The following is a 17,181-nucleotide window of genomic DNA, read 5'->3' as shown; positions in this document are numbered from 1 at the left end:
CGGGGTGACAGCCGCTACTTCTCCCCGACGACCTTGTCGAACAGGACGGCCGGATTACCCGGTCCGCAGTCCGCGCCGAAGGCCACGAGCCGGAACTGGGCGAGCTTGCCGGTGGTCAGGATGATCATGACGCCGGACTTGCCGCCGACGTTCACCGGGCGGATGCCCTCCGGCCGCACCTTCGGGTCCAGCCCGGCGGCCGCGATGCACGCGTCCAGCTTGTCTTCGGTCTGCAGCGGGCCGAAGTCGCGGACGCCGACGGCCTTGCCGATCAGGGCCTGCGCGCCGCTGCCGTCGCTGCCGACGGACGGACCGGACGGCGGCGGGGCCGCGACGTTCGGGGTGCCGGTCTGCTGCGACGTGCCGGGGATCGCGATCGTCACGGCGACGACCGCCGCCGCGGCCGCGGTCAGGATGCCGGCGGCCCAGCCGAGCCGCTTGTTCCGGCGCTGCCGGGCCGCCGCGAGGTCCACCACCTGGGCGTCCCCGGACCCGGCCGCCCGCGGTGCCTGCGTGGCTCCGCGGGAAGGAAAGGCGGCCGCTGCTTCGGCGGCCAGCGCCGCGTCGAGCCGGGCCGCGAACTCGGCGGGCATCGGCGGGGCGGGTGCGTCGGCGAGCGTGGCCAGGTCGGCCTGCGTCGCGTCGAGGGCGTCGAGGATCGCCCGGGCTTCGGGATCGGCGTTGACCAGCGGCCACAGCCGCGTGGTCTCGGTGTCGTCCAGGACGCCGGCGTGGAGATCGGCGAGCACGTCGACAGACCAGGGCGGACCGACGGTCCCCCCGATCCCCCGGCTTTCGTCCGTCATCGTCCCTCCCCGCTACCCGGCTGACGCCCGGCCCGTTTGCTTTCGTGAGTTGGGACGTTCGCAATCGCATCGGGGTTCCGCAGGTGTCCGAGAACCTTCGCGAGTTTTCCGCGGCCCCGGGCGCACCGGCTCTTCACCGTGCCTTCGGCGATACCCAGCATCTTCGCCGTCTCGGCCACTGAGTAACCCTCGACGTCGACGAGCAGGATCGGGGCCCGCTGGTCTTCGGGCAGCTGGTCCAGCGCCTCGCGGACCAGCAGGCTGGTCTCGCGCTCGGCCATCGAGTCGCGCGGGGTGGCGGGCTCGTTGAAGCCGGTTTCCGGCAGCGGCACGGTCGGGCGCGCCTGGCGGCGGCGGATCCGGTCGAGGCAGGCGTTCACCACGATCCGGTGCAGCCAGGTCGTGACCTGCGACTCCGCGCGGAACTTGCCGGCGGCGCGGAAAGCCGAGATGAACGCGTCCTGCAACGCGTCGGCGGCCTCTTCCGGGTCGCGGACCGTGCGCAGCGCGACCGCCCACATGCGGTCGCGATGGCGCTGGACGAGTTCGCTGAACGCATGAGGGTCCCCCGCGGCGTGAGCCGCTATCAGATCCGCATCCGTGGGAGCTGCAGCTGTCACCCGCAAGAGCCTACTGACCCTGTCGGGTGCGTCACCCCGCAGGCAGGAAGGCCAGGTCGGCGATTTCCGTCTGGAACTTCCCGTCCTCGCCACCCAGGGAGGTGATCCAGACGATGAAGTACTCGCCCTGGGTGGGCTGAGCCAGCGGGATCGTCGTGTCGCCGTCTTTCAGGTCGCCGTTGCCGACCACCTTCGTGTCGGCGAAGTCCGGGTTCTTCTCGGTCGCCGAGCGGATCTCGACCTTCGTTCCCGGCGTGCCGCCCACGACCTTCACCTGGCTCAGGGTGATCGGGTCCTTGAAGGTGACGACCAGCCCGACGCCCGGCTTGATGGCCGGGAACTGCTGCTTGTACTGCTCGGTGCGCCACTGCGTCTCGGGCTTGTCGTCGATCGCGTACTTCGCCCGCGCGGTGTTGTCGCCCTTGCCCTCGGGGTTGTAGACCGCGACGGCCTGCGGCTTCACCGCGGCGCCCACGGCCGGCGACGGCGGCGGCGCGGGCTGGCTCGGCGCGGGCGGCTGCCCGGCCGGCTGGCTCGACGCCGGCGGCGCGGCGACGTTGATCGTCGGCCCGCTCGCCTTCGAGTCGCCCTGGAAGACGTTGATCAGCATCAGCCCGCCCCAGGCGAGGATGACGACGGTCGCGACCACCAGGACGGTCACGCCGAGCGCGAGCTTGCGCCGCCGCGCGACGTCCTTGACCGGCTTCTTCGTCGTCCAGACCGTGCCCTCGCCGTCGGCGGCCTCGCCGCCGACGGCCTTGATCAGCTGGGTGCGTTCCTCTTCCTCGGCCACCTGGTCGAGCATCCGGAGGATGGCCGCGCTGGTGCGGATGCCGCCGTTGCCGCCGTCCTCGATCGTGCGGACGGCCAGCGACGACAGGTCGGCGGGCACCATCGGCATGAGCTGCCGCGGCGGGACGATCCGCCCCTGCGGCGTGGTCGGGGCCGGCTGGATCGCGGGCGGGCCGCCGGGCAGCGCCCAGCGGCCGGTCAGCAGCAGGTAGAGGACCGCGCCGAGCGCCTTGACGTCGTCGCGCAGCGTCGCCTCCGGCAGCGGGCCGGGGAACGCGAGCTTCAGCGCGCCGTTCGGCGTCAGCCGCAGCCGCTGGGGGTGGTCGAGCCCGAGGACGAGCCCGTTCTGGTGGGCCTGCTCGACGGCCTCGGCCAGCGCCTGCACCATCCGCGCGGCCGCGGCGGGCGCCACCGGCCGCTGCGCGACCAGGTCGACCAGGTCGCTGCCCTTGGTCCACTCCGCGACGACGACGCCGAGCAGGCCTTCGCTGGAGGTGATGCCGCTGCCGAGCGCGAGCACGTCGAGCACGCGGGCGACGCCGCCATGGCCGAACTTGGACGCGTGCGTCGCGCGTTCGAGGGTGCGCCGCGCGAGCCGCGCGGCTTCCGGGTCGGCCGGGTCGCCGACCAGCAGGGTCAGCGCGACGTCCCGCTTCAGCTGCCCGTCGCGGGCACGCCAAAGGTGCGCGTCACCCCGCTCGTCCACGCCGAACTGCGCGAGGAGGCGGTAGCGGCCGTCGCCGACCACGCGCCCGGGGGCCAGCGATCCGACCTGGGCCTTGCCCACGTGGTTCGCACCCCCCGCCTGTTCGCTCCGCCTCGTGTCCACCCGCACTCTCCCGTTAGCTCCCCGCACCAAGGTTACCCAGAATACGACGCGGGAGTCGTCGCCATCCGTACCGGAATCGTTACCCCCGCTTGATCAACCGGGTGAACCTCGACGTCGCCGGTTTCAGCTCCTCGACCTTCAGCGCCATGAGCACGCCGAACGAGACGACGATCCCCACGATGCCCTGCAGCAACAGCTTGACCCATGCGCCGAGGGTCGGCCCGAACGAGTCCGGCACGATCTGCCCGGCCACCCAGGCCGCGCCGACGCCGAGCCCGCTGGCGACGACCGTGAACAGGATCACGCCGATCACCCGCTTGCTCCGCAGGTTGCCCAAAGTCACCCAAAGCCACACCTGGCCGAGGATCGCCCCGACGACGAACGTAAGCGCGTTGACCATCATGACGCCGAGCACGACGTTGTCCGGCGACAGCAGCACCGGGCACAGGTACAGCAGCGGCACCTTGACCAGCGTCATCACGATCATGATCAGCGTCGGCGTGCGGGCGTCCTTCATCGCGTAGAAGACGCGCATCTGGAGCATGACCAGTGCGTACGGCAGCAGCGCGAACGCCGAGATCGCGAGCGCGTCGCCGAGCCGCTCGGCGGTCTCGATCGTGCCCTTGCCGAAGGTGAACAGCGCGATGCCGATCGAGCCGCCGACCACGGTCATCACGGCGGAGATCGGGACGAGCATCACCGTCGACATCCGGGACGCGTACGACAGGTCGCCGATCAGCTTCTTGTGGTCGCCGTCGGCGGCCGCGCGGCTCATCCGCGGCATGATCGCCGTCAGCAGCGAGACGCCGATGACGCCGTACGGCAGCTGGAAGAGCAGCCAGGCGTTGCTGTACGCGGTCACACCACCGGGTGAACCGCTGGTCAGCACGCGCGTGTTGATCGTGTACCCCACCTGGCTGACCGCGACGTAGCCGAGGATCCACAGCGCGAGCCCGCCGAACTCCTTCATCTGCTTGTCGATGCCCCAGCGCCACTTGAACCGGAAGCCCGAGCGCAGCAGCGGCGGCACCAGCAGGAAGGCCTGGGCGATGATGCCGCCCGTGACGCCGATGCCGAGCGTCAGCACCTTCGGGTCGGTGATCGACGGGTGGGCGGTGTCGATGTCCCCCGGCATGACCCAGACGACCATGATCGTGAAGATGACGACCAGGTTGTTGATCACCGGCGCCCACGCCGTCGGGCCGAAGATCTGCTTGGCGTTGAGCACCGCCGAAAGCAGCGCGAACACGCCGTAGAAGAAGATCTCCGGCAGCAGCAGGTAGGCGAACGCCGTGGTCAGCGACGAGCTGGCCTGGCCGGAGCCGTCGACGTAGAGGCTGGTGAACGCCGGGGCCGCGAGCACCGCGACCACCGTGCCGACCAGCAGCAGCGAGAACGCCACGGTGATCAGCCGCTGGGTGTAGGCCGCGCCGCCGTCGGGCTCGTCCTGGGAGCGCACCAGCAGTGGCACCACCACGCTGGCGAGGACGCCACCCATCAGCAGCTCGAAGATGATGTTCGGCATCGTGTTGGCGACGTTGAACGAGTCGTTCGCGATGCCCTGGCCGATCGCGGCGACCAGCAGCAGCTTCCACAGGAAGCCGGTGATCCGGCTGATCAGCGACGCGATCGCCATCCGGCCCGACGCCTTCGCCAGCGACGGCGCCTTGGCCGGGGCTTCCGCGCCCGGCTCGACCGGCTTGACGAGCGGCGTCTTGAGCGCCGGCATGACCTGGGTGGCCAGCGCGTCGTACGGGCGCATGACGTCCGGGTCGGCGACCGGCCAGCGCGAGTTCATCGGCACGCCGGCGGTGCGCGGGATGAACCGCGTGGCCTCCGGGTCGGGCGGGCGCTGGGCCTCCTCCTGCCACGGCCGGACCGGCGCGGGACGCCGCGACCCGCGGCCGCGCGGAGGCACCGGGATGCCGGGCGGCGGTGTGCCGGGAGCCGGGCTGCCCTGGGCCGGGGTCGACGGCGGGACCGGCTGCGGCAGCCGTCCCTGGGCCGACGGCGGTCCCGGCGGACCCGGGGGCGGCGGCACCGGCGGCACGGGCTGGACGCGCGTGGGCGCCGGACCACCGGCGGCGCGGGGCGGCTGTCCGCCACGCGGCGGCGGGCCCTGCGGTGGTTGCTGCGGAGGCGCGCCCGGGGGGCCCGGGGGGACGCGTCGCGGCGGACGGGGCTCGCGGGGCGGGGCCTCGTCGTGGACCGGCCATGCGTCGTGCGGGGGGACGTCGTCGCGGACCGGCTGGCCGTCGCGGACGGGACGCGGGTCGCGGATCAGCCCGTCGTCGCGCACGGGCCTGCCATCGCGGACGGGGGCGTCGTCACGGGCCGGGCGGCGCGGCGGCCCGTCTTCGCGGGCCGGCCTCCTCGGCGGGGCATCGTCGCGAGCGGGCCGCCGGGGCGGGGCGTCGTCCCGGGCGGGCCGGGGTCCGTCCTCACGCGCCGGGCGGCGGGGCGGGGCGTCCTCGCGGGGCGGGCGCGGGTCACGGACCGTCGCGTCTTCGGGCGGCGGCATCTGGCGCGTGTGGCCGTTGCGGGGCGGCTGGCGGCGGCCGCGCTCCGGGGGAGGCGGCTGCTGGGCTGGCGGCTGGCGGCGGACCGGCTGCCCCGCTCGCGGGGGCCCGTCACCCCGTTGCGGGGGCGGAGCGCCTTCGCGCCGAGGACGACTCGCACGCTCGGGTGGTAAACCCGGCTCTCTCTCCAACGCGTGCCCAATCCTCGGTGCTCGGTCCGGTGCCCGCGGCCCGGTGCCGCGTACGTGCGGACCAAGAGTAATCGGGAACCGTCCGGAACACTCGAAGGCCGAGGGATCAGTCCACCAAGTCGCGACCCGCGCGGGCGTCCTTGACCCGCCGGTAGATGCGCCGGGAGGCCAGCAGAAGTAGGGCCACACCTGCGGCGACGGTTGCGATGATGGTGATCGCGCCGTACTCCGTCGACGTCAGCTCGAAGCGCGCGGATGACCCGAGCGGGGTACCGGTGGGCGTGCTCAACGACACATCGACGCTGAACCGGCCGGCCCGCAGCGCCTCCACGGGGAGGAAGTACTGCCGGCCGCCGCCCGCGGGGAACGCGACCTCCTTGCGGTCGTCCGAGCGCAGTCCGGTGTTGTTGCTGAGCGCGAACCGCGCGGTGATCCCGACCGGCAGGTCGTTCACCACGTACACCGGCAGCGGCGAGTTGCCGGACGCCAGCGCGATGGTCTGCTGCGGCTGCCGGACGCTCACCTGGTCGCTGATGGCCCCGATCTCGGCCTGCGCGTTCTCGGTCGCCGCGTCGGCGGGCAGGCCCCGCCAGCCGGTGGACGCGCCCCGCAGCTCGGCCAGCCGGACCGGCGCGACGACGTCCTCCGGCTTCACCCGCTTGGTCGGGTCCGGCTGCATCGCGGACGCGATCCCGGTGGCCTGGTCGTCGAGCTTCGCCAGCGTCGAGACGACGGTGGGGTCGATGGCCGCGTCCGGGTTCTGGCCGCCGTCGCCGACCGCGCCGGAGGCCTGCGGGTCGGCGTTCAGCAGCGACGGGAGCGACTGCGCCGTGACCAGCCCGGCGTTGAGGAAGTCGCCGACCTGCTGCAGGTACGCCGTGAGCTCGGCGGCCGGGGCGTCCCACCGCCGCGGCGGGGCGACCAGGAGGTGGTTCGGACGCTCCTGCCCGGCCGGCAGGCCGAGGCCGGCCCGGAAGGCGAGCGCGCCGAGGCCGTTCTGGCTGGAGATCGCCGGTTCGGTGTTCGCGGCGACGGTGACCGAGTCGGGCACGCTCGGCACGCCGGTCATGGCCGCGGAGATCAGCGAGTCGGTCGGCTGGGCCCGGACCGTGCCGCCCTGCACGGTGACCCCGCCGCCCGCGCCGGCGGGCGCGATCTTCGCCGCGTCCGTCAGGACGGTCTTGACGCCGGCCTGGGTCAGCGCGGTCAGCACCGCCTCGTTGAGGGTGCCGTCCGGCCAGAGCACGCCGGTCTGCGGCGCGATGCCGGCCAGCTGCTGGATCGTGGCGGCGGCCGCGGCCGCCTGGGCCACCAGGATCGGGTCGCCGGGGCGGATCCGCGAGACGGTGTTGAGGTCGGCGTCGGCGAAGGGCAGCGCCACCGCGCACCGGCCGGTCAGCAGGGAGCGCAGCGAGGCCAGCCACGTGTTCGCGGTCTGGACGCCCTTGCCGTCGACGTTCCCGTTGCCGGTGTGCACCTGGTAGCCGCGGCCCATCGCGGCGACGGTCGCCAGCAGGTCCGGGTCGAGCGCGAAGCACATCGACTTCGCGAGGTTCGAGTCGCCGCGCACGGCCGTGGTCGCGGCGGTGACCAGCGCGTTCAGCCGGCCTTCGGGGCCGATCTCGTCGGCCAGCTTGTCGTCGCGCAGCACCAGCGGCCGGCCGTACGGCGCCGCGTAGACCTGCGGGACGCTGCCGGTCAGCGGCCAGAGCAGGGTCATGCTCGGCGCGCCCGCCGACGAGTGCCCGGCCGGCTTGCCCGGCCCGGCCAGCACCGGCATCAGCATGCTGACCGCGCCCAGCCGGGCGGGCCCGCCGAACTCCGGCGTGCCGTTGACGTTCACCAGCAGCGGGTAGACGCCGGGACGGCTGAACAGCGCCTTCGACCCGGTCAGGTTCACCGTGATGTTCAGCGGCGCGCTCTGCCCGGGCTCCAGCGCGTCCGCGACCGAGGCGAAGTCGGTCAGCGGGGAGTCCTTGATGACGGCACCCGACAGCACGTCGTTGACCCCGCGCGAGGTCGTGACCCGGTCGCCGACCTGCAGGCGGACCTGCGGCCGGTTGACCTTGCGGTCGCCGGTGTTGGTCACCGTGCCGGACACGGTCAGCGTCGTCGTCGAGTTGGTGACCACGCGCGGGTTGAGCTCGTTCAGCTCGACGCGCAGGCGGGCGCCCTCCTCCGCCTGGGCCACCGTGGCTCCGGCGAGGGCGGGGACGGCCAGGAAGAGGACGGAAAGGAAGGCTGCGGCGAACCGCTTCACTCGGGGGCTCCCTCAGGGGCGTGCTCGTCTCGTCCGTGGACGTCCGGGCGCGCGAAAAGTTCCTTCAGCATCTGGCTGGCCTTCCGGACGAGCTTCCGCTCGTCGGAGTAGGCGAGTTTGGTCTCCAGCTCGGCCAGCGGGACCCAGGCCACCTCGGTGACCTCGACGTCTTCGTCGGAGAGCTCGCCGCCGAGCGCTTCGAGCAGGAAGTGGTGGACGGTCTTGTGGATGCGCCGCCGCTCGGCCACGAACCAGTAGTCGATGGTGCCCAGTGGCCGAAGCACGCGCGCGGAGATGCCGGTTTCCTCCTTGACCTCGCGCACGGCCGTCTGTTCCACCGTCTCACCGTCCTCGATGTGGCCCTTGGGCAGCGACCACAGCAGTCTGCCGTGCCGGTCGAGCCGGCCGATCAGCACCGCCTGTTCGCGCTCGGCGTCCACCACGAGGCCACCGGCCGACGTCTCGTCGACCGTGGTCAGGCGCCTGCCGCGTTGACGCCTGCGCCGCCTCCGCGGCTTCGAGGCGCCGGGGCGGCCGGCTGATCCAGACATGCTGCGATGCTAGAGCAAACGGTTGCCCCGGTAGGCTGGCTCTCCGTGTCCTGTCCGGTGGTGCCTGTAGTAATCGCACCCGAACCCAGTGGGATTTTCGTGAACGACGTGGTCGCCAAGGAGAACGCGGTGGTCGAGCTGATGCGGCTCTCCCCCCTGGCGGACGAGCTGGCCGAGAGGTTCGCCCGGGCCGGGCACCGCCTGTACCTCGTGGGCGGGAGCGTGCGCGACGCGCTGCTCGGCCGGCGGTCCGGCGATCTCGACTTCACCACCGACGCGCGCCCCGACCGGGTGCTGAAGATCGTCAGCGACTGGGGCGACGCGGTCTGGGACGTCGGCATCGCGTTCGGCACGGTCGGCGTGACGAAGAAGGGCATGCAGCTCGAGATCACGACGTTCCGCGCGGACAGCTACGACCGCGTCGGCCGCAACCCCGAGGTCACCTTCGGTGACAGCATCGAGGGCGACCTGCTCCGCCGCGACTTCACGGTCAACGCGATGGCCGTCGAGCTGGCGACGAAGACGTTCATCGACCCGCACGACGGCCTGGGCGCGTTGCGGGAGAAGGTGCTCGACACGCCGGCGACGCCGCAGGAGTCGTTCGCCGACGACCCGCTGCGGATGCTGCGGGCCGCCCGCTTCGCCGCGCAGCTCGGCTTCACCGCCGCGCCGCGCGTGGTCGACGCGATGACGTCGATGGCGGGCGAGATCGACCGGATCACCGCCGAGCGCGTCCAGGCCGAGCTGTCGAAGCTGCTGCTCGCGGACGACCCCCGGCCCGGGCTGGAGCTGCTGGTCGAGACCGGCCTCGGCGACCGCGTGCTGCCCGAGGTGCCCGGGATGCGGCTGGCGATCGACGAGCACCACCAGCACAAGGACGTCTACGAGCACTCGCTGACCGTGCTCGCCCAGGCGATCGACCTGGAGAAGTCGCACGAGCCGACGTCGGAGCCGGACCTGATCCTGCGGCTGGCGGCGCTGCTGCACGACGTCGGCAAGCCGGCGACGCGCGAGTTCCAGCCGGGCGGCGGCGTGAGCTTCCACCACCACGAAGTCGTCGGGGCGCGGATGGCCCGCAAACGTTTGCGGGCGCTGAAGTTCTCCAAGGAGATCATCGACGACGTCTCCCAGCTCGTGTTCCTCCACCTGCGGTTCCACGGCTACGGCAAGGGTGAGTGGACGGACTCGGCGGTCCGCCGGTACGTCACCGACGCCGGCCCGCTGCTGACCCGGCTGCACAAGCTCGTCCGCGCCGACTGCACCACGCGCAACCGCCGGAAGGCGGCGGCGCTGCAGGCGACCTACGACGACCTCGAGGCCCGCATCGCCACGCTCAAGGCCAAGGAGGACCTCGACCGCGTGCGGCCGGACCTCAACGGCGAGCAGATCATGGAGCTGCTCGGCATCAAGCCGGGGCCGGACGTCGGCAAGGCGTGGAAGTTCCTCAAGGAGCTGCGCCTGGACCGCGGCCCGCTGGAGCACGACGACGCCGTGGCGGAGCTGAAGAAGTGGGCTGCCGAGCAGGGAATCGGAAACTCCTGACCAACTGACGGCGAATTTCGTGGAAAGCTGGACCTGACCCGCGCGGATCGGTGATACTCCCTAACCTCGGTTCACCGATGTGACCAGGGAGTTGTCTGCGCGATGTCCACCGAAGCGCCCGACTCGCCGAAAGCGGCGCGTGGGGGCAGCTTCTTCGTCGCGCTGCTGCGGCAGGGCGCGCCGGCGATCGCGACGGCCACCAGCGAACTCTCGGACGAAGTCGGCGACCCGACCCCGATCCACGCGCTGAAGCGGATCTCGAAGATGGCCGGGCCGATCGACCCGAGCCGGCGCGACGGCCTGCTGCTGCGCGCCACCCGGTACGTCGTGCTCATCCCGCTGGCCTTCCGGCTGCTCGCCGTGCCGGGCCAGTTCGGCGTCTACGCGTTCCAGCACGGGTCGACCGGGCTGCTGCCGGTCGGGGTGTTCACCCTGCTCTCGGTCGCGGTGAACCTGATCGGCTTCCGCTGGATGTTCCGCTCGGCGCCGTACCGCGGCCGGGACGCGGGCAAGCTGCTGGCCGTCGACCTGGTCTTCACCGTGCTTTCGCCACTGGTCCTCGCGCTGACCGTGCCGGCGCAGGGGTACTTCGACGCGCTGGCGGTCAGCAGCGTCCACCTCCTCGGCGAGGCCGGCCTGCTGACGCTCGCGCTCGGGGTCCCCAGCGGGCTCGTGTTCGGCCTCGCGAGCTTCCCGCTGCGGATGCTCGCGAACTGGATCAACACCGGCGAGTTCCACGTCGGAGCCGCATTCTCGACCTCGACGGCGCTGCTCGCCGAGCTCTTCCTGGCCGCCGCCGCGCTGGTGCTGACCGGGCTCGGCACCCGGCTGGCGCTGGCCTACGGCACCCGCAACGGCCGGCTGGCCGAGCGTGCCCAGCAGCACCGGATGCTGCACGACACCGTGCTGCAGACCCTCGAGGCGATGGCGCTGTCCGGGACGTCGAACGCCGAAGAGCGGCTGGTCGAGATCCAGCGGCTCGCCCGCGCCCAGGCGATGGAGATCCGGCACACGATCGAGACGGCGAAGTCCGAACGGGCCGAGGCCGGCGCGCGGCCGCTGGGCGAGAAGCTCGCCGCGCTCGCCGCCGAGATGGCCCGCGACGGGCTGCGCGCCCAGCTCGTGGTGGCCGAGCTGGACGACGACACGCTGTCGGAGGTCCGGCAGATCGCCATCCGCGACGCCGTGCGCGAGGCCCTGCGGAACACGATGAAGCACTCCGGCACCGACCGGGTCGTGGTGCGCGTCGAGGAGCGCGAAGGCGGGATCGCGGTGATCACCCGCGACCACGGCTCCGGCTTCAGCGCGGCCGATCACCCGGCCGGGTTCGGCATCAGCGAGTCCATCACCGCCCGGCTGGCCGAGGTCGGCGGGACTTCGCTGGTCGAATCGGGACTCGCCGGGGGCGGCACCCGGGTGACGTTGTGGGTCCCGTTCTGATATCTCCTGAACTCATGACTTCGACCGAGCTGCTCGCCGACGCCCTCGCCGCCTACCGCGCCGGTGACCGCGACCAAGCCGCCGAACTCGCTGCCCAGGCCGGTCTCGCCGGCTCGTCGCTGGCCGGAGAACTGCGCACCTACCTCGCCGGCGACGGCTCGGCCTCGGTGTACGACCAGCCGAGCGCGTTCACGGCGTTCATCCGCGGCGGCGGCAACGTCGGGCTGTACCGGGCGCTGAGCACCGCCCTCGCCACCCGCTACGACGACGCGAAGCCGGAGTCGCTGCTCGACCTGGGCTGCGGCGACGGCCTGGCGGTCGTGCCCGCGCTGGAGCAGGCCTCGCACACGCCCCCGCGGATCGACCTCGTCGAACCGTCGGCCGCCCTGCTCGAGGGCGTCCACGAACGGGTGCCGTCGGCGACCTGCTGGCAGTCGACCGCGCAGGAGTTCCTGGCCCGGGACGACCTCGGCTGGGACTTCGTCCAGTCGACGTTCGCCCTGCAGTCCATCGAGCCGGAGCAGCGGGCCGAGGTGCTGCGCGCGCTACAGCCGCGCACCGGGACGCTGGTCCTCGCCGAGTTCGACGTCCCGGAGTACGCCGAAGGCTCGCCGGAGCACCTTCGCTCGCTGATCGAGCGCTACGAGCGCGGAGTCGCCGAGTACGGCGATGACGCCTCGCTCGTCGCGCAGGGCTTCCTGCTGCCGGTCCTGCTCGGTCTGGTCGCCGGGCAGGAGCGGACGAACTGGGAGCAGCCGGCCGCCGCGTGGGCCGAGCAGCTGAAGACGGCGGGCTTCACCGAGGTCGTCGTCGAACCGCTCGCCGACTACTGGTGGTCGCCCGCCGTCCTGATCACTGCCTGCTGAGCGAGCCCGTTTCGACGTGCTGGGCGAGCGGCCGCGGCAGCAGGTAGGCGACCGCGCCGCCCGGCATCCCGCTCCACGGCGCCGTCACCCCGGTCAGCACCCGCACCGAACGCTGCACCCGGTAGAGCCGCTTCTCCCGCTCGCGTTCGAACGCCAGGGACGTCTCGACGAACCGTGAGCCGTCCGCGTGCACCAGGTTGCCGGTCTCGGGACCGAACCGGACGACCGCCGTGCCCGGCGGGAGGACGATCAGGCGCTTGCCGCGGTAGAAGTTCAACGGCGGTTCGCCGCGCATCGGCAGGATCGGCCAGTCGGCGGGCAGGTCGGACTCCTCCGCCGGCCGCGGCGGCAGCATCAGCAGCACGCCGAGGAGGAACCGGGCCGCGTCGCCGAGCGAGCCGAACGCCACCGGCTCGTCGGACGGCGGCCGCGAGACCTCCCAGCCGTTCTCGGCCCGCCGCAGCGTCCAGACGCCCTCGGCGGGGATTTCCTTGGCGCCGATCCGGTAGGCCGCCGACGGCACGCCGTGCTCGGCCAGCCGCTGCTGGAGCAGCTCCAGCGTCTCGGCGCCGCGCAGGTCCCGCACCTCTTCACCGCGCGCGACCCGGACGAGCGCGCGCTCGTCCGGCAGGTCGGCGCTCGTCTGCGGCGGCCGCGGCTGGCCGAGGACCTCCGCCTCCGCCGTCGCGCGGACGAGGTCGCCGACGAACGGCGGGCGGAACCCGGCCGCCCGGATGTGCTCGACCAGCTCCGGCTCCGGCGGCACCCCGTACTTGCGCAGGTAGTGCGGCACGGCGGCGGGCCAGATCCAGGTGCCGTCGGTGTGGAACGCGTTCGGCACGTCCGGCTTCGCGCCCGGCGCGCCGAAGATGTCCGGCAGCGGCGCGGGCCGGTGCAGCGCGACCGGCGCCCGGAACAGGTAGTCGAGCACGCCGCGGACCTGGTCCGGCGGCACCGGTGGCCGGTTGACCACCGGCCGCTCGCCCTCGGCGTGCGAGTCGGCGGCCCGGGCGAGCCGGAACGTGACGTCCAGCGGCAGGCCGGCCTTCGCCGTCAACCAGGCCGGGACGTGCTTCGGGGCCCGCGGGAAGTTCGCCAGCTCCAGCTCGTAGGCGGCGGTCGACGGGCGGCCGCCCTCGTTGGGCGGCACCCGCCAGTCCGGCTCGCGGTCGGCGTCGAAGTCGAAGTCGAACTGCGACTCCGCGTCGAGCGTGAACGTGCCCTGGTACCAGGTGCCCACCTCGGGCTGGAACATCGCGGCCCGCAGCCGGGCGAAGAGCCCGCCGAGCCGCGGCGCCGCGGGCAGCGAGACCGACACCGGGCCGTCCTCGTCGCCGACCGCGCGGACCTCGATCTCGGAGTAGTCGCCGACCTGCCGGAACTGCGCGCCGACGCGGGCCCAGCCCCCGGGCACCGTGTGCAGCAGCGTCCGGCCGATGGCGCGCAGCAGCGCGTTCTGGTCGCCGGCGCCCGGCTGTGGCCGCGCCTCCGGCGTCTCGGTGAAGTCGAGCCGCGTCTGCCACAGCGCCGTGACCTGCTTCGCCGGCACCGTGACCGAGAAGTCGGTCAGGCCCAGCTGTGCCGCGCGGGCGGCGTCGTCCCGGACCCAGCGCAGGGTCAGCTCCGGCCGCGCGCCCGGCGCGACCTCGAAGACTTCGCCGTCGTACTCGCCGAAGGTGCGCAGCGTGAACGTCGCCGGCACCTCGCTCGCCGGCACGACCCGCGCCGGCCGGTCCTCGAACTCCTTGTCGAAGCCCTCCGGTGCCTCTTCCTCCGGCAGCACGGACAGCAGCACGGTGCCGTCGGTCGTCGAACGTTGCGCGCGGAACGTCCCCTCGCCCCACGTCGCGTACAGGCCGTCCGGGCGTTCGGCCACCTCAACCCGGTAACGCACGTTTTGTCCTCCCCTGACCCCAGTTACACCGAAAACCTAGTCGACCGGGTACCGAGCGAACCACCGGTCGTCACCCGGCGCATCCGGGCCGAACTCGGTGATCGCGTCGTCCACCAGGCCGACGATGACGTCGCGGAGCTCCAGCTGCTCCAGCCAGCTCTGCCGCAGCGTCCGTTCGCCGTACATCGCGCCGACGAGATTGCCGCAGACCGAACCGGTCGAGTCGCTGTCCCCGCTGTGGTTGACCGCCGCGAGCAACGCCGTGTCGGCGTCGGTCGTGGTCAGCGCGACGTACACGGACATCGACAACGCGGTCTCGCCGACGTTGCCCTGCCCGAGCGACTCCAGCTTCTCCGGCGTCGGCGGTCCTTGCTCCGCCAGTGCCAGGGCCGCGTCGAGCGCCGCGCTCTGCTCTTCGTGACCCGGGTGCTTCACGAGCTCGTCCCGCGCGGCCGCGAGGGCGTCGAGCAGCGGTTTCCCGTGCAGCAGCCCGTGGACGAGCACCGCGAAGCAGCCCGAGGACAAATACCCGCTCGGGTGACCGTGGGTCAGCGCCGCACTTTCGGCGCCGAGCCGGAACACCTCGGCGAGGTCGTCGGACCACACCGCGATGGGCGCGGCGCGCATCACGCCTCCGCAGCCCTTCGAGTTGTTCACCGGGCGTTCGATGGTGCCCCGGACGCCTGAACGGCCGTACGCCTCCAGCTCGCCGAAGCAGGTCAACCCCGGCGCGCGCCGGCTGAACAGCTCCTGGTGGGTGACCAGCCAGCCGTCGGGCGCTTCGACGCCGGACTGCGGCCCACGCGCCCGGTCCCACGCGACGCCCTGCGTGTGCAGCCAGCGCTGGTAGGCCAGCTGCAGCGAGTGCACGACGTCCGCGGAGCCGGTCCGCCGCTGCTGGGCGTGCGCCCGGATGAGCGCTTCGAGCGTGAAGAGCGTCATCTGGGTGTCGTCGGTGATCCGGCCGACGCCGCCGTACGCCGGGATGAAGTCGGTGATGCCGTCCGGCCCGGCGATCTCGCGGATCCGGTCGATCGAGTCGAACTCGGTCTTCGCGCCCAGCGCGTCGCCGATCGCGCCGGCCAGCAGGCTCCCCCGCAGTCGTGAGCGCAAGTCCGGTCCCTCCGGTTTCGGCGTGAAGCGGCCACTGGGATAGCGGCGCTCCCAGCGGGGGTGTTCCGCGGTCTCCGTCTGGAGGCCGTTGCGGTTGAAGTACCAGAAGACGTCGCTGGCGACGTCGTCGAGCAGGCCGAGGTCGGGCAGCGCCGCGACCCACGCGGCGGGCAGGCCGGGCACGCCCAGCCGGGCGCCGACGAGGGCGCCGGCGATCGCGCCCGCGACCGGGCCGGACCGCGCGGCGAGCGTGATCGCCGCTTCGGGATCGTGGCCGCGCTTGGCTGCGGCGAACAGCGCCCGGCCGAGCACCGACCGGACGCTCCGGCCGTCGCCGATGCTCTCGAGTTGGGTGACGTCGTCGGCGTCGCGGTCTTCGCGCAGCGCGAGCGTCTCCTGGGCGAGTTCGCCGCCGATCTCCCGCAGCCGCAGGTGGACGGGCAGCGCGAAGGTGTCCCGCGTGAGCAACGCCTGGAACAGCGCGACCAGCAGGTCGACGCCCTCGGCCACCTCCTGGTCGCCACCGGTCAGCGCGTGGGCGACGTCCTTCGCGTACTGCTCGCCGTCGACGCTGTCGATGGCCACCGCTCCCGCCGGGGTCGCGGCCAGCGCCGTCGCCAGCAACGTCGAGACGTCGTCCGGGGCGAGACCCGCGCGCCGCGTCGCGACCGCGAGCCAGCCGACCGGGTCCGGGAACGGCAGGTTCGCCGGCACCTCGCCGGTCGGCACCGGCGGCAGGCCGCGCAGGACGATGTCGGTGTGGAAGAGCAGGTGGCGCGTCAGCCCGCCCAGCGTGCCGGGGGCACCACTGCCCAGCGCGTCTCCGATCGCGAAGCCGACGTACGCGCCGACGATCCGGTGCCACGCGAAGCGCGCGGCCGGCGTGCCGAAGGCGGAGAACTTGCCGAACGTCCACGGCACCGGCCGCGGGCGCGCCTCCTCGTCGACGTGCCCGATCAGGCCGTTCGCGCCCAGGTCGGCGGGCCACTGCGGGTCCTGGCCCGCCCGCCGCCGGACGCCGTTGCGGTACTGCCAGGCGAACCCGCGCAGGTACCGGACGCAGTCGTCGGGCGCGAGCTCGAAGTGGTGGTCGCGGGCGTGGTCGACGGCGTACCGCAGGTGCCGTTCCAGCAGGTCGGGCGGCTCGACGCCGAACTCCGCGACCAGCGCGGGCAGCGCCTCGGCCACCTCGGGCCCGGCTTCCGGCGCGGGCTCGTCGAGCCCGTGCCGACGCTCGCCGGCTTCGACGTCACCCAGCTCGGCGGCGGTCAGGCTGCGGACGAGCCCGGTGCCGGGGGCGAGCGTCAGCCCGGTCGACGGCCGCCCGGCCAGCAGTTCGCGGACCGTCACGCGCCACCGGCGTGGGTAGCGCCCCGGCACCTTCGCCGACGAGCTGTAGGCGATGACTTCGTGGCCGTCCGGCACCGCGCGGACCACCGGTTCTCCGTCCGGCGTCGGCGCCAGCACCTCACAGTCCAGCAGCGCCGTCACGAACTCGGCGCGGCTGATCCAGTTCGCGCCGAGGTAGCCCAGCAGCTTCTCGGCGTCGGTCGTCGGCACCGGGAAACCGCGCCAGACCGGGCCCGGCCGGTACTGCTCGTTCGCGCGGCGTGGGCCGGTCGGCTCCCCGAACAGCGTGTACTGCGCCCACCCGCGGATGGCGCGCACCGGGATGCCGAGGTCGGGAAACGCCTTTTCGTCGAACTCCGGATCGACGTCCGGCCGCCACTCGACGAAGCCGTCGTCGCTTTCAGCCAT

The 17,181-nt window shown here is 73.0% G+C and carries 11 protein-coding genes; 3 read left to right on the top strand and 8 right to left on the bottom strand.

Annotated features, from left to right (window positions below; translation table 11 throughout):
• Nucleotides 1-14: 14 nt before the first annotated feature.
• From ABZ342_RS09580 to ABZ342_RS09555, 6 genes are all read right to left on the bottom strand, one after another.
• Nucleotides 15-806 (bottom strand): hypothetical protein, encoded by a 792-nt coding sequence (locus tag ABZ342_RS09580; protein WP_360470758.1) that lies wholly within the window; start codon nucleotides 804-806, stop codon nucleotides 15-17.
• On the bottom strand, nucleotides 803-1,426 hold the full coding sequence (gene sigM, locus ABZ342_RS09575) for an RNA polymerase sigma factor SigM (RefSeq protein ID WP_155548287.1): 624 nt from the start codon (nucleotides 1,424-1,426) through the stop codon (nucleotides 803-805). The genes ABZ342_RS09580 and sigM overlap by 4 nt, the downstream gene beginning before the upstream one ends.
• A 31-nt stretch (nucleotides 1,427-1,457) precedes the next feature.
• Entirely contained in the window at nucleotides 1,458-3,005 is a 1,548-nt protein-coding gene (locus ABZ342_RS09570) for a protein kinase family protein (RefSeq protein ID WP_360470755.1), read from the bottom strand.
• A 121-nt stretch (nucleotides 3,006-3,126) separates the two neighbouring features.
• A complete protein-coding gene (gene murJ / locus ABZ342_RS09565) occupies nucleotides 3,127-5,088 on the bottom strand; it encodes a murein biosynthesis integral membrane protein MurJ (RefSeq protein ID WP_360471056.1) in 1,962 nt (653 codons plus the stop codon).
• A 775-nt stretch (nucleotides 5,089-5,863) separates the two neighbouring features.
• Complete coding sequence (locus ABZ342_RS09560) at nucleotides 5,864-8,017, bottom strand: DUF6049 family protein (RefSeq protein WP_360470752.1); 2,154 nt, start codon at nucleotides 8,015-8,017, stop codon at nucleotides 5,864-5,866.
• The gene (locus tag ABZ342_RS09555) at nucleotides 8,014-8,568 is read right to left on the bottom strand and encodes an NUDIX hydrolase (protein ID WP_196425812.1); all 555 of its coding nucleotides are present in this window, start codon (nucleotides 8,566-8,568) and stop codon (nucleotides 8,014-8,016) included. Before ABZ342_RS09555 ends, ABZ342_RS09560 begins: the two co-directional genes overlap by 4 nt.
• Before the next feature lie 99 nt (nucleotides 8,569-8,667).
• Between ABZ342_RS09555 and ABZ342_RS09550 the strand changes: the two genes are divergently transcribed.
• From ABZ342_RS09550 to ABZ342_RS09540, 3 genes are all read left to right on the top strand, one after another.
• On the top strand, nucleotides 8,668-10,110 hold the full coding sequence (locus tag ABZ342_RS09550) for a CCA tRNA nucleotidyltransferase (RefSeq protein WP_360470749.1): 1,443 nt from the start codon (nucleotides 8,668-8,670) through the stop codon (nucleotides 10,108-10,110).
• 102 nt (nucleotides 10,111-10,212) lie between these two features.
• On the top strand, nucleotides 10,213-11,550 hold the full coding sequence (locus tag ABZ342_RS09545) for an ATP-binding protein (RefSeq protein WP_360470747.1): 1,338 nt from the start codon (nucleotides 10,213-10,215) through the stop codon (nucleotides 11,548-11,550).
• Nucleotides 11,551-11,564: 14 nt separating this feature from the next.
• Complete coding sequence (locus tag ABZ342_RS09540; protein WP_360470745.1) at nucleotides 11,565-12,416, top strand: class I SAM-dependent methyltransferase; 852 nt, start codon at nucleotides 11,565-11,567, stop codon at nucleotides 12,414-12,416.
• Here the strand turns inward: ABZ342_RS09540 and ABZ342_RS09535 are convergent.
• Both ABZ342_RS09535 and ABZ342_RS09530 read right to left on the bottom strand, forming a co-directional pair.
• Entirely contained in the window at nucleotides 12,403-14,310 is a 1,908-nt protein-coding gene (locus ABZ342_RS09535) for a TNT domain-containing protein (RefSeq protein WP_360470742.1), read from the bottom strand. The genes ABZ342_RS09540 and ABZ342_RS09535 overlap by 14 nt on opposite strands.
• 36 nt (nucleotides 14,311-14,346) lie before the next feature.
• On the bottom strand, nucleotides 14,347-17,181 hold the full coding sequence (locus ABZ342_RS09530) for an ADP-ribosylglycohydrolase family protein (protein WP_360470739.1): 2,835 nt from the start codon (nucleotides 17,179-17,181) through the stop codon (nucleotides 14,347-14,349).

Source organism: Amycolatopsis sp. NPDC005961, assembly GCF_040629235.1.
Taxonomy (GTDB): Bacteria; Actinomycetota; Actinomycetes; order Mycobacteriales; family Pseudonocardiaceae; genus Amycolatopsis; species Amycolatopsis camponoti.
The sequence above is the reverse complement of the archived record's forward strand: the minus strand, read 5'-3'. Positions and strand labels throughout refer to the sequence as shown.

Bases quoted from the DNA above. Each gene is read 5' to 3' on its own strand.
- ABZ342_RS09580 (WP_360470758.1), bottom strand. From the start codon at position 806: ATGACGGACGAAAGCCGGGGGATCGGGGGGACCGTCGGTCCGCCCTGG.
- ABZ342_RS09555 (WP_196425812.1), bottom strand. From the start codon at position 8,568: ATGTCTGGATCAGCCGGCCGCCCCGGCGCCTCGAAGCCGCGGAGGCGG.
- ABZ342_RS09545 (WP_360470747.1), top strand. From the start codon at position 10,213: ATGTCCACCGAAGCGCCCGACTCGCCGAAAGCGGCGCGTGGGGGCAGC.
- ABZ342_RS09540 (WP_360470745.1), top strand. From the start codon at position 11,565: ATGACTTCGACCGAGCTGCTCGCCGACGCCCTCGCCGCCTACCGCGCC.
- ABZ342_RS09530 (WP_360470739.1), bottom strand. From the start codon at position 17,181: ATGGCTGAAAGCGACGACGGCTTCGTCGAGTGGCGGCCGGACGTCGAT.